The organism is Streptomyces sp. NBC_00878, assembly GCF_026341515.1.
GTDB lineage: Bacteria > Actinomycetota > Actinomycetes > Streptomycetales > Streptomycetaceae > Streptomyces.
Genome location: NZ_JAPEOK010000003.1, coordinates 16,189 through 28,314, shown reverse-complemented (window position 1 = coordinate 28,314; position 12,126 = coordinate 16,189). Strand labels below are relative to the sequence as shown.

The window sequence follows — 12,126 nt, the reverse complement described above, 5'->3', positions numbered from 1 at the left end:
GCGCTGCCGCGACCCCGGACAACGGGACCCGCACGGGACACGGCGGAACGGGGCGGAACGTGGGGAAGCACGCGCGGCGGAAAGCGCGGCGCGCAGAGTAAGGCCCCCGGTGCCGGTCCGCTCGCCCAGAGGCGTGGTCGGAGGTGCCCCCTTATCGTGTTCGAGGGGGAATCCCCGGCCTCGCGCCGGGGCGTCCCGGGAGGCCTTCATGCTGTCCACGCACCAACGCCGCGCGTTCACCGGAGCCGTGACGCTGGCCCTGCTGGGAGCCGCGCTACCGTCGGTCGCCACGGCGGACACCGACCGTCCCGATCTGTCCCGCTTCTACGGCCAGCGGATCAAGTGGTCCGCCTGCGAGGGTGACGACCTGCCCAAGTACCTGCAGTGCGGGAAGGTGACCGTCCCGCTCGACTACGCGAAACCGGCCGACGGGACGCTCGACCTCGCCCTGGCCCGGTTCCGGGCGACGGGGAAGTCCAGGGGTTCGGTGGTCCTGAACTTCGGCGGCCCCGGCGGACCGGGAGTCAGCGAACTCACCGCCGGCGGCAAGGACTTTCTGGGCCTGACCGACGGCTACGACGTGGTGACGTTCGACCCGCGCGGCGTCGGCCGAAGCTCTCCGGTCAGCTGCGGTGAGGGGACCGGCGAGGCCACGGACGAGACGGAACCCGACGCGGAGGACAGCAACGACCCGCGGGCGGCTCTCGACCTGCTGCGCAAGGCCGCCGAGGAATGCGCCAAACACTCCGGGCCCGTCCTGCCCCACATAGGCACGGTCAACGCCTCGCGCGACCTCGACGTGATGCGCCAGGCCCTCGGCGACAAGAAGCTCAACTACCTCGGTTTCTCGTACGGAACGCGGCTGGGCGCGGTGTACGCGGCCCAGTTCCCCGAGAAGACGGGCCGGTTGGTGCTCGACGGCGTGGACACCCTCACCGAACCGCTGAGCGAACAGGGCATCGCCAGCGCCCAGGGCCAGCAGACAGCGCTTGCGGACTTCCTCGACTGGTGCACCGAGGACATCAACTGCGCGTTCGGACAGGATTCGCGCACTGCCCGGCGCGACGTGGTCCGGCTGATCGAATCGCTGGACGAGGACCCGGTGCCGGGGGACTTCGGCGAACCGTTCTCCGGCCAGGATCTGGTGGGCGCCATCGGCCAGGCCCTCTACAGCAAGGAGCTGTGGCCGGCCCTCTCGCAGGCGCTGACCTCGCTGGTCCAGGACGGCGACACCCGCGGCATCATGCGGTTCTCCACCGGCGGCATCACGCTCCCCGGAGGCATCACGGTCCCCAGCGACGGTTCAGTCCCCGGCGACGGTGCGGTTCCGGGGGACGGTGCGGTCCCGGGCAACGGCGGGCTCACCAAGGACGGGGAGGGGGGCTTGATCGAGGAGGGCGACATTCCCGTCGACAACCTCCCGGCCGCGCTGGTGGCGATCAACTGCGCCGACGACCCCGACCGGCCCACCGCCGACCAGGTCACCGAGAACATCGACCGGCTGCGTACCGAGTACGAGGAGGCCTCCCCGGTCTTCGGCCGGTACCGCCTCACCCAGGTCCTGATGTGCTACGGCCGTCCGAAGGGCACCAGCTACATCCGCGAGAAGGTACGCGACGTCGACACCCCGAAGGTGCTCCTCGTCGGCACCCGCGGTGACCCCGCGACCCCGTACCGCTGGACCACGGAGACCGCGGCCCGCCTCGGCTCGTCGGCCGTCGTCCTCGACAACAAGGGCGAGGGCCACACCGGGTACGGGTCCTCCAAGTGCGTGCACCGGAAGGTCGACGACTTCCTGTTGTACGGCTCACTGCCCGACGACGGGAGTTCATGCGGGACGGAGGAGTGAGCCGCGGTGTCCGAAAGGGATCTTCGATCCCCGGTTCCCCTTCCCCGGTTCCCCTTCCCCGGTTCCCCTTCCTCGGTTCCCCTTCCTCGGTTCCTCATCTGCTTCCTCAGTTCCTCATCTTCCGCAGCTCCTCGTCCTCCGCGTGCCCGTTCACCCATTCGGCCATATGGTGCGTTTATGGAGCATGTTCTCAGCCCCACCACACTCACCGAGCTGCGCCGCCCGCGGCCCTATCCGGCCGTGTCCGTGCTCACTCCGACGCATCGCCGCGAGCCGGACAAGGCGCAGGATCCCGTCCGGCTGCGGAACGTCCTGGCCGAGGCGAAGAAGCAGCTCGAATCCGACCCCGCGGTCTCCCGTGAACGGCGGATGGACGTCGTCGAGCAGTTGGAGCAGGCGCTCACGGAGGTCGATCTGGTCCACGCCGAGGACGGCCTCGCGATCTTCGCGGCCCCCGGGGAGCACCAGGTGTGGTCGCTGGCCCGTACCGTGCCGGAGCGCGTCGTCCTCTCGGACACCTTCCTGACCCGCAATCTCGTCGCCGCGCAGGCCGCCGAGCGCCCGTTCTGGGTGCTGGCCGTCTCCGCGGACCGGATCTCCCTGTGGAGCGGCGGCGGGGGACATGTCGTCGAGACCGAGGTGGCCGGCTTCCCGCTGACGCGGAGCCTGGAGGACCCGGACGCCGAGCGCCAGGAACGCGTCGGCGACCTGCCGAGCACCTTCCGCGACGAGCGGACGCGGCATTTCCTGCGGGACGGCGACACCGCCCTCGCCCGCGTCCTGCGCGGCGCCCCGCGACCGGTGTACGTCACCGGCGAGCAGGCCGCGCTCTCCCTGCTCGACGAGATCGGCACCGTCGCCAAGGACGCCGTCCACGTGCCGCACGGCGGTCTCGCGCACGCGAGTGCCGACGCCGTGTGGCAGGCGGTCAGCCCCCTGGTCACGGCCGAGGACCGGAAGCACGCCGACACCGTGACGCGGGAACTCGAAACCGCCAGGGGCCGACGGGCGTTCGCGGCCGGCGTCGACGAGGTCTGGCAGAACGCGACGGCCGGCCGCGTCCGGCTGCTGGCCGTCGAGGAGAACTACCGCGTGACCGTACGCGACGACGGCGGCGACCATCTCGTCCCGGCCGGCACCGAGGACCTGGACGCCCGCGACAACATCGTGGACGAGATCGTCGAACAGTGCCTGGACACCGGCGCGCAGGTCCGCTTCGTCCCGGACGGCACTCTGGGCGACGCGGAGGGCATCGCCGGAGTACTGCGCTACTGAGTCCTCGCGCTCACGGACGTACGCCCCGAGAGCCGAGGCAGCCGCCGCCCTCTTCCGGAATGCCTTGCCATCATTCGCGGCATAAGGTTCATTTCGCAGACCGACCGGCGGCGATCGACCAGTAGCCGAGCCCGAAGCCGAGAGCTAGGACAGCACGCGATGAACGCACTGTCGCCCCGCGGACCCCGCCGGTCGAGCCGCACCCGTTCGGCCGTCGTCGCCCTGGCGGCGTTCGTAGCGGCCATGAGCACGGTCGCGTCGTGCGGCTCCGACAGCGACTCCGGCGGTTCCGACTGTCGGCGGAGGTGGCCCGGGCCAACGAGGCGGTCGAGACGAGATTCGTGGGTGCCGAGGACCTCGCCCCGGGCGAGCGCGCACAGCCGCTCGCCATCAGCCGCAAGCCCGCCGAGCCGGTGCTCACGCCGAAGCTCGTCAAAGCGCAGCGGTACTGACGCGGCGTGCACCGGACCGGCGGCCGCGCACGCACAAGGACGGCCGCATCCCCGCCCCACGCCGGCAGGACCGCCCCATGCCGACAGCACTGGTACCCGACTAACGCACACACGCTCGCCGAACATACGATGGAGCACTCGCGGACACTGCCGTCACTCCACCAACTCGCTTACCCTGTCTACGACTTCACCAGCCGGTCCACGTACTGAATCCGCCCCACCCGCACCCTCCACAAGGACTGCGGCATATGCCACAGGCACCACCGCATCGCGTGTTGCCAAATCCCTTACAGCGCGTCGTGGGCTGTGCAACAGTCGTAACCGGTCCTTCCTTCAGCTTTGGTCGTACCGTGCCTGTATCGGAGTACCTCATGCCGTCCCATCTCTCGGCGGACCACCCTGCCGCCCAGCCGCCCCCGCGCGGCTCGGTCGACGCGCTCATTTCCCAGACGCGCCGGCTGCGTGGCGAGGTGGACGCCGTACGGCGCGACGCGCCGGCCGACGGCACGGACCCGGAGGGACGCTGGCAGCGTGCCCTGTGCGACCTGGCGATGCATCAACTCAGCGATCTCGACGAGCACTTGGCGCAGCTCAGGGACGGCCCGCCGTCCGTGCCCGCCGCGCACGAGGCGGCGGCCCCCGTCGTACGGACCGTGCCGGCCGCACCCTCGTACGGCTCACTGCTCAGCCGGGTCGGCAGCGCCGAGTGGAACCTGCTGACGGACGAGGCGACCTGGTCCGGTGAGCTCTACCAGATTCTCGGCCGCGACCGGGCCGCTCCCCCGCTCACCCTCGACGAACTGCCGTCCGTGGTGCTGGACCAGGACCGGCCGATACTGACGGCGATGGTCACGGACTGCCTCATCGACGCCAAGCCGATCGACGGCGAGTTCCGCATCGTCCGGCCCGACGGCGACGTGCGGACCGTGCACATGATGGGCGAGCCCGTGCTCGACGCGGACGGCGGCACCGCCTCGATGTGGGCGGTCCTGAGGGACGTCAGCGAGCTGCGCCGCAGCCAGCGGACCGTCAGCGAGACCCGTGACTCGCTGCAGCACCAACGCCACTTCGCGCAGACCGAGCGCCGGCTCGCGGTCGAGTTGCAGGAGGCCGTGCTGCCGCCGTGGCGCGGTTCCCTGCGGCTCCCGCGCCAGGGACCCGAGACACTCGACCTGGCCGCCCGCTATCTGCCCTCCTCGACGAGCGAGCTCATCGGCGGCGACTGGTACGACGCTCTCGAACTGCCCGGTGGGGACACGCTGTTGAGCGTGGGTGACCTCACCGGCCGCGGCGTGACCGTCACTTCGGGCATGGCGATGATGATCGGCGCCCTGCGCGGTATGGCCGTGGCGGGGACCGAGCCCGGACAGCTCATGGCATGGCTCAACCAGTTACTCGACGCCTCGGTCCAACCGGCCCTGGGCAGCGCGGTGTGCTGCCGCTACCGGCCCGAGAGCCGCACACTCACATGGGCGCAGGCAGGACACCCCGCCCCGCTGCTGTTCCGCAACGGGACGGGGCGCATGCTCACACCGCCGGACGGCGTCCTGCTCGGTGCCACCTCGGGCGCCGTCTACGGACAGGCCGAGGAAACACTCGAACCGGGCGACCTGCTCCTCCTGCACACCGACGGACTGGTCCCCGGCCGATGGGGGACCCCCCGCTCGGGGCACACGGGCGAAGCCGAGAGCGGCGGAGGCATCGCGGGCGTCAGCCGTCTCCTCGACCTGGCCCCCCGTTTCGGCGAGGCCCGCACCGCACAGGACTGCGTACGGACGGTCGTGGAGGAGTTCGGCGAGACGGAGCGCGAGGACGACGCCTGCGTACTCATCGCCAGGGTTGCCACCTGACACGGGGCGCGACCCGACGACAGATGGCGGCGTGATCGGCGACCAACGACAGACGGCGCTGTGAACCTCTGCGGCGCACCGGCCCCCTATGCCCGTGCGCTGTTGCCGCCCCTGGCCTTCAACGAGCCCTTGGGCAGCGCCAGTTTGATCTCCTCACGCAGCTCATTGATCTTCGGATAGCTGGAGTACTGTCCCGTCAGCCGGTACATCTCACGCAGGCGGTCCCAGGTGCGATGGGAGGAGTTCGAGCCCATCGACGTCAGGGCCAGGCGTGCGTACCGATCGGCCTGTTCGGGGTCGTCTGCGATGAAGCAGGCGGACGCGAGCGAGAGGTGGTCGAAGATCTGCGACCGGTCCCGGCCCTTCTCACGCAGCTCCAGCGCCTCCTTGGCGTGGCGCTGGGCGTCGGTCGCCGCGGACGGGTCGTGCTCCGCGAGTGTCCGGTAGGCCAGGGCCTGCATCCCGTGCATGTCCGCCTCGTCGAACAGCTGCATCCAGCTCGGCGGCGGCACGTCACCCTTGTCCGAGACGAAGAGGTCCTCCGCCTCCCCCAGGGTGCGCCGCATGGCCTGGCCCTTGCCCATCGACGCCTGTGCCCAGGCCTCGATGGTGTAGAGCATGGCCTGGGTGCGCGGCAGGACCTCGTCGCCGGATCCCGACTTGGCGAGCTTCATGAGGTCGAGCGCGTCGTCGGGCCGGCCCAGGTGCACCATCTGGCGGGCCGCTCGGGAGAGCGCCTCGCCCGCGCGGGGCCGGTCACCGCCTTCTCGGGCCGCGTGCGCGGCGATGATGAAGTACTTCTGAGCCGTGGGCTCCAGGCCGATGTCGTGCGACATCCAGCCCGCGAGGACGGCGAGGTTGGCGGCGACGCCCCACAGGCGCCGCTGCAGATGGTCGGGGTGTCGGTAGGAGAGCATGCCTCCCACTTCGTTGAGCTGTCCCACGACGGCCTTGCGTTGCAGGCCGCCGCCGCGGGCCGCGTCCCAGGCCCGGAACACCTCGACCGAACGCTCCAGTTCCTCGATCTCCTGCGACCCGATGGGGGCGGCCTCGTAGCGATCGAACCCGGCGGGGTCGGCGTGCAGGGGATTGTCGATGTCAGGGGTGTCGGCCGCGAGGGCCGGATCGGAGCGCAGCCAGTCGTGCATGGCGCTGCTGAGTGCGGATCCGGCGGTGAGCGCGGCACCCGCGCCCACCAAGCCGCGTCGGTTGAGCATGAGGTCCATTCCCGTGAATTCGGTGAGGACCGCGGCGGTCCGCTCGGGCGCCCACAGCACACCGTCGGGATGTTCCGTACTCCCGCCGCCCTGCCGTTTCCCCGTGCGCCCGTGCCGGACCAGACCGAGATCCTCGATGGTCACGACACGGCCGAGATGCTCGGTGAACAGTGCTGCCAGCACCCTCGGCACCGGATCGCGCGGGATCTCTCCCATGTCGATCCATCGCCGCACTCGTGAAGTGTCGGTCGCCAGCTGGGGGTGGCCCATGGCCGCCGCCTGCCGGTTGACCATCCTCGCGAGTTCCCCCTTGGACCAGCCGGCCAGGCCGAACAGGTCCGAAAGGCGGGTGTTGGGTTGTCCGCTCACGTCAAGCCCCCAGGTTCTCGGCTGAATTGACAGTAACCGTCTGTCAGTTGCTGAGCGACTATTCGCCAGGGTCCGCCAGGCCACGCCAGATGGTGTGCCACTGGGCAACGGGTGTCAGGTAGGAACGCGCCACCCCGACCCGGTCGCCGAAGGGACATTCCCCAGGGTGCACCCCGGCGGCCGGGCCGGGTAGCGCGGTAACTCGCAGGCACACGAAGGGATCTGTTTCGCCCATGTACGCAGCATCGTCCTCCGTGTCCGCTCCGCCCCGGTCACTGCACGCCCGCCCGGTCGGCAGCGGCCCTTACCTCGACCCCGTACGCCCTGCGGCTCCCGTGCTCGGTGCCGGTCGAGCACGACGCGTGCCGGGGCTCGGCACCCAACCGCTCAGCGGGAGACTCGACTTGTCCGGCCCTCAGGGCGCGCAGCTGCGCACGGCGATCGCGTCGGTGCACCGGATCTGTCCGGAGTTCACTCCGGTGCAGGTGCTGCGCCGCAGTGGCCGCTCCGTGCTCCTCGTCGGCACGACGGGGCGCAGCACCGCCGTCGCCAAATGCTTACTGGACCACTCTCCGGTGTGGACCGAGCGCATCCGTCATGAAATAGCGGCATACCGCTCGTTCGTGCGGCACCGGCCCCCGGTGCGGGTGCCGCGCCTGATCGCGGCGGACCCGGACAACTGCACACTGGTGATCGAGCGGATGCCGGGGCGGGTGGCGGCGTTGCAGCGGCATCCGGCGGAGGCCCCGCCGCGCGCGGACATCAGGGCTGCGCTCGGCGCGATCTGCCGACTCAACGCGTGGCGGCCACCGCCGGGGACGTTCGCCGCCCCGCTGGACTACGCGGCGCGGATCTCCCGGTATCACGAGCTGGGGTTGCTCACCGACCGGGACATGGGCGATCTGCAGAAGCTGGTGCACGGCATCGCGCACTCGTCGGGACGTCAGGGCATGGGCCAGTTCTGCCACGGCGACTCCCTCCTGTCGAACATCCTCCTTTCACCGGCCGGTCCAGTGCTGGTGGACTGGGAGCACGCGGGCTGGTATCTGCCGGGGTACGACCTGGCGACGCTGTGGGCGGTCCTCGGGGACGCGCCCGTCGCCCGGCGGCAGATCAGCCAGCTCGCGCAGTCGGCGGGACCCGCGTCGCGTGACGCGTTCCTGGTGAACCTGATGCTCGTCGTCACCAGGGAGATCCGTACGTACGAGACGGCCGTGCAGCGTTCGATGCACGAGACGACCCCGGCGGCACCGGGACCGGCCCACCCGGGTGCTGCGCCGTCCGGCGAGGAACAGCGGCTGCTGCTGAGGCGGCTGCACGACGACTGCCAGATGGCCCGCAAGGCCGTCCGAGCGGCGGTCGGCACTCGCTGACGGGGATGGTGGTCCGCGGTGCGCCCGGTACGGGGGCGCATCGCGGACCTTCGTCGTGTCGGGGGACTCCAGTCGGGACATTCACCCGAACAGGCCACAGGTTCACTCCACTGACGCCTCGCGGACCCGGGCGCCACCACCGCGACACGGGCGGCGTCCGGCGCTGACATGGGAAATCGATTGTCTCTGGGCATGATTGACGGATCGTCGGAGAGCCGGTACCACTGACGGACGCCCGGCCCCGCACGCATCATCACGACCGATTCGTCACAGGAGGCCCGCTTTGCGAAGATCCCCCACCGACTCCAGCCCCTCCACCGGGCACAGACGCGCGCGCAGGGCGGCAGGTGCCATCGCCTCGGCGGCCCTGCTGCTGCCGCTGCTCGGCGCCGCCCCGTCCGACAGCGACCCCGAGACATCCTCCGCGCGGCTGCAGAACTCCTTCGCCGACGCGGCCGCCGAGTACCACGTACCGCGGAATGTGCTCCTCGCCGTCTCCTACCTGCAGTCCCGCTGGGACGCGCACGGCGGAGCTCCGAGCGTCACCGGCGGGTACGGGCCCATGCATCTGACCGACGCGCGCACCGCGATCGCCCGGACGGTGTCACCGCACCACAGCGACGCCACGGAGGACGCGCGCGGCGACGACTCGCGCACGGCTCTGCGCCCCGACGCCAAGGTGCCGGAGAACACCCAACTCCCGGCCAGGCTCAAGACGTTGACGAAGGCGGCCGAGCTCACCGGCATCCCCGCGGAGCGGCTGCGCACGGACTCGGCCGCCAATGTGGCGGGCGGTGCCGCGCTGTTGGCCGCCGCCCAGAAGCAACTCGGCGAGCCGCTCAGCGACGACGCGGCCGACTGGTACGGGGCGGTGGCACGCTACTCGGGCGCCGACGACACGGCGACGGCGGCGACGTACGCCGACGATGTCTTCGACGTGATCCGCCGCGGCGGGCACCGTACGACGGACGCGGGCCAGCGGGTCGCGCTCACGGCCCAGCCTCAACTCCGGCCGGACACAAGCCAGTTGGAAAGGGCGGGACTGCGCAAGGCCCGCGCGGACGGCACCGAGTGCCCGACGACCGTGTCGTGCGAGTGGATTCCGGCACCGTACGAGGAGTTCGGCGACGGCGACTACGGCAACCACGACCTTGCCGACCGGCCCACGTCCCAGAGCATCGACTACATCGTCGTCCATGACACGGAGGGCGCCTGGGAAGGCGTCATCGCCACGGTGCAGGACCCCACCTATGTGTCGTGGCAGTACAGTCTGCGCTCCACCGATGGGCACATCGCCCAGCATGTGAAGGCCAAGGACGTGGCCTGGCACGCGGGCAACTGGTACGTCAACGCCAAGTCGATCGGCCTGGAGCACGAGGGGTTCCTCGCGGCGCCGGATGCCTGGTACACGGAGGCGATGTACCAGTCGTCTGCGCGGTTGGTGACGTATCTGGCGAAGAAGTACGGCATCCCGCTGGACCGGCAGCACATCCTCGGGCACGACACCGTGCCGGGACCGACAACGGCGAACATCCCCGGGATGCACACGGACCCGGGCCCGTACTGGGACTGGCAGCACTACTTCACCCTGCTCGGCAAGCCACTGGGCGCCGACCCGGGATCCACCGGCGGGCTCGTCACCGTGCTGCCCCAATACGCCAAGCACAAGCCGGAGTTCACCGGCTGCGTCACCAGCGGCAAGCTCTGCGCGGCGCACGGTTCCAGCGCCGTACGACTCCACACCGAGCCAAGTGAGAGCGCGCCGCTCGTCAAGGACATCGGTCTGCGGCCCGAGGGCGACGACTCGACGACCAACGTGAACGACCTGGGTTCACGCGTCTCCACGGGCCAGCGGTACGCGGTCGCCGGACACGACGGTGACTGGACCGCGATCTGGTTCCTCGGCCAGAAGGCCTGGTTCAAGAACCCGGCGACGCAGCCGACGGCGGTGAACGCGACCGGTCAGGTCGTGACGCCGAAGGCCGGGCTGACCGAGATCCCCGTGTACGGACGCGCGTACCCGGAGAAGGATGCCTACCCGGCAGGCGTGCCCGTCCAGGCGGTCTCGCCCCTGCCGTACAAGGTGCTCGAGGGGCAGAAGTACTCGGCGGGCAACAAGGTGCCGGGCGAGTACTTCTACTCGCCGACCTTCGACACGGCGCCGCACCGGGTGGTGCGCGGCTCGGACATGTACTACGAGATCCAGTTCGGGCACCGGGTGGCGTACGTGCGCGCCGCCGACGTACAGGTGATGCCCTCGGCCTCGTAACGGGAGCGGGTCACTTCGATGGTTCGTGCAGTCCGAAGGCGGAGCCCTGGTCGTTGCGAGGCTCCGGTGTCGCCGCCGTGCCAGCCGCCCGGCACTCCGTCGGTGGAGGTGGCGAAGCCTCCGCCTTCGGACGTGCCGGGTTCGAAGATCCAGCCGAGGAGGGATCCGTAGAAGGCGCGGCCCCGCTGGGGGTCGGCCACGCCGATTTCGAAGAAGGTCGGTTCGCCCGTCATCGCGCGTCTCCTGTCGCGAGACATGTGTCGGCCGCCTGAAAGCCACCGTACGCGGGACGGCAAGCGGCCCGCCGTGCCGCTCTGGTCAGCCTTCGATGCGGCGCAGTCGTTCGGCGTCGCAGGTGCGGGGGCAGGTGGCGCAGGCCTCGGCGGGGCGGATCGTGTAGTAGAGGCAGCAGCCCAGGCGGGTGCGGGTCGGGTGCTGCCGGCCGTCGCTGCCGGTGAGATGGCGGAAGTCGGCTCCGCCGGGGAAGGGCTGCACGGCGGTGGGCAGCAGCGCGCCGGCGGCCCGTACGGCGTCGGCCTCCTGGCCGAGCATGCGGCCGAGGTACCAGACGCCGGAGACGAGGTCGTCGGCGACCATGCCCCACAGGGCGCGCGGCCCGCGCCGGATGAGTGGGGCGATCGCGGAGAGCAGCGGTTCCATGTGGTCGGCGACCGCCACCCTCAACTCCGCACGCAGAGCCTCCTCGTGAGGGACAGTCAGCGCACCGGGGAGTGCGGCGGCCGGGTCGTCCGGCAGACAGGCGAGGTCCGGTCCGGGGCTGATCCCGAACACGCCGGTCGTCAGGTCGAGTCGTACGTCCTCGGGGCGGATACGCGGTACTCGGCCCGTGAGGTACCAGACGCCGCTCATCAGCAGGCCGACCGACCACGCGTAGTCGTGGAGCGCCCGCGAGGCGGCGACGTCCCGGCGCGGGGTGTGGTCGTAGCGGTCCTCGATGCGGACGGCCTCGGCCAGGACGAAGGCGTCCAGGACCACTTGATCCTTCGTCAACTCCGCGCCACTGACACCCATTTGAGTGACAGCGGGAGCCGGATCAACCACTCGCACCGTCAACGCCTCGCACACCTCACCCAGTTGTCGATACGTGGCGGCGAGCAGGCCGGACACGGTCGTGGCCGCACCGGTCGACGGAGTCTCCAGGGCCACAGTCATCGGTACTCCTGTACATGAGGGGCGAAGCGCGAAAAGCAGGTAAGGCTTACCTTAGTATAGAGATCACCGACAGCAGTGCGTGATCGCACCCCTGGAGCAACGATCAAGGGAGGCGCACGTCACACCCCTCCCTAGCTGGTTGAAACGTAAAGCATGGCCCATTTAAGCTCACTAACTGTGACCGCGATCGAACAGGCCGCACCCGCGCGCGTGCCACCGCGTGTCCTCCGGCGCATACCCGTGTCCAGCGTCGACGTCGAAGCCTTCGCGTTCCGCGCCGACAGCGGCACGCTGCCGAC

The 12,126-nt window shown here is 70.4% G+C and carries 9 protein-coding genes; 6 read left to right on the top strand and 3 right to left on the bottom strand.

Annotation, left to right across the window (positions count from 1 at the left end; translation table 11 throughout):
• The first annotated feature begins 208 nt into the window (after positions 1 to 208).
• The 4 genes from OHA11_RS47030 to OHA11_RS47015 all read left to right on the top strand — a co-directional run bounded on the left by OHA11_RS47030 (position 209) and on the right by OHA11_RS47015 (position 5,426).
• A complete protein-coding gene (locus OHA11_RS47030) occupies positions 209 to 1,849 on the top strand; it encodes an alpha/beta hydrolase (protein ID WP_266508704.1) in 1,641 nt (546 codons plus the stop codon).
• Positions 1,850 to 2,026: 177 nt separating this feature from the next.
• The gene (locus OHA11_RS47025; RefSeq protein ID WP_266508703.1) at positions 2,027 to 3,124 is read left to right on the top strand and encodes a chemotaxis protein; all 1,098 of its coding nucleotides are present in this window, start codon (positions 2,027 to 2,029) and stop codon (positions 3,122 to 3,124) included.
• Between the two features lie 260 nt (positions 3,125 to 3,384).
• Positions 3,385 to 3,576 (top strand): hypothetical protein, encoded by a 192-nt coding sequence (locus OHA11_RS47020; protein WP_266508809.1) that lies wholly within the window; start codon positions 3,385 to 3,387, stop codon positions 3,574 to 3,576.
• Positions 3,577 to 3,947: 371 nt separating this feature from the next.
• The gene (locus tag OHA11_RS47015; RefSeq protein ID WP_266508702.1) at positions 3,948 to 5,426 is read left to right on the top strand and encodes a PP2C family protein-serine/threonine phosphatase; all 1,479 of its coding nucleotides are present in this window, start codon (positions 3,948 to 3,950) and stop codon (positions 5,424 to 5,426) included.
• Between the two features lie 86 nt (positions 5,427 to 5,512).
• Here the strand turns inward: OHA11_RS47015 and OHA11_RS47010 are convergent, their stop codons facing one another.
• Positions 5,513 to 7,012, bottom strand: a complete 1,500-nt coding sequence (locus OHA11_RS47010) for a hypothetical protein (RefSeq protein WP_266508700.1) — start codon at positions 7,010 to 7,012, stop codon at positions 5,513 to 5,515.
• A 233-nt stretch (positions 7,013 to 7,245) separates the two neighbouring features.
• Between OHA11_RS47010 and OHA11_RS47005 the strand changes: the two genes are divergently transcribed.
• The gene (locus OHA11_RS47005; protein WP_266508698.1) at positions 7,246 to 8,385 is read left to right on the top strand and encodes an aminoglycoside phosphotransferase family protein; all 1,140 of its coding nucleotides are present in this window, start codon (positions 7,246 to 7,248) and stop codon (positions 8,383 to 8,385) included.
• A gap of 283 nt (positions 8,386 to 8,668) precedes the next feature.
• Positions 8,669 to 10,654, top strand: a complete 1,986-nt coding sequence (locus OHA11_RS47000; RefSeq protein WP_266508697.1) for an N-acetylmuramoyl-L-alanine amidase — start codon at positions 8,669 to 8,671, stop codon at positions 10,652 to 10,654.
• Here OHA11_RS47000 and OHA11_RS46995 read toward each other — a convergent pair.
• Both OHA11_RS46995 and OHA11_RS46990 read right to left on the bottom strand, forming a co-directional pair.
• A complete protein-coding gene (locus OHA11_RS46995; RefSeq protein WP_266508696.1) occupies positions 10,579 to 10,887 on the bottom strand; it encodes a VOC family protein in 309 nt (102 codons plus the stop codon). The genes OHA11_RS47000 and OHA11_RS46995 overlap by 76 nt on opposite strands.
• Before the next feature lie 85 nt (positions 10,888 to 10,972).
• The gene (locus OHA11_RS46990) at positions 10,973 to 11,827 is read right to left on the bottom strand and encodes a (2Fe-2S)-binding protein (RefSeq protein WP_266508694.1); all 855 of its coding nucleotides are present in this window, start codon (positions 11,825 to 11,827) and stop codon (positions 10,973 to 10,975) included.
• Positions 11,828 to 12,126: the final 299 nt, after the last annotated feature.

Excerpts from the sequence above, each read along its gene's own strand:
- OHA11_RS47030 (WP_266508704.1), top strand. The coding sequence starts at position 209 with ATGCTGTCCACGCACCAACGCCGCGCGTTCACCGGAGCCGTGACGCTG.
- OHA11_RS47025 (WP_266508703.1), top strand. The coding sequence starts at position 2,027 with ATGGAGCATGTTCTCAGCCCCACCACACTCACCGAGCTGCGCCGCCCG.
- OHA11_RS47015 (WP_266508702.1), top strand. The coding sequence starts at position 3,948 with ATGCCGTCCCATCTCTCGGCGGACCACCCTGCCGCCCAGCCGCCCCCG.
- OHA11_RS47005 (WP_266508698.1), top strand. The coding sequence starts at position 7,246 with ATGTACGCAGCATCGTCCTCCGTGTCCGCTCCGCCCCGGTCACTGCAC.
- OHA11_RS46995 (WP_266508696.1), bottom strand. The coding sequence starts at position 10,887 with ATGACGGGCGAACCGACCTTCTTCGAAATCGGCGTGGCCGACCCCCAG.
- OHA11_RS46990 (WP_266508694.1), bottom strand. The coding sequence starts at position 11,827 with ATGACTGTGGCCCTGGAGACTCCGTCGACCGGTGCGGCCACGACCGTG.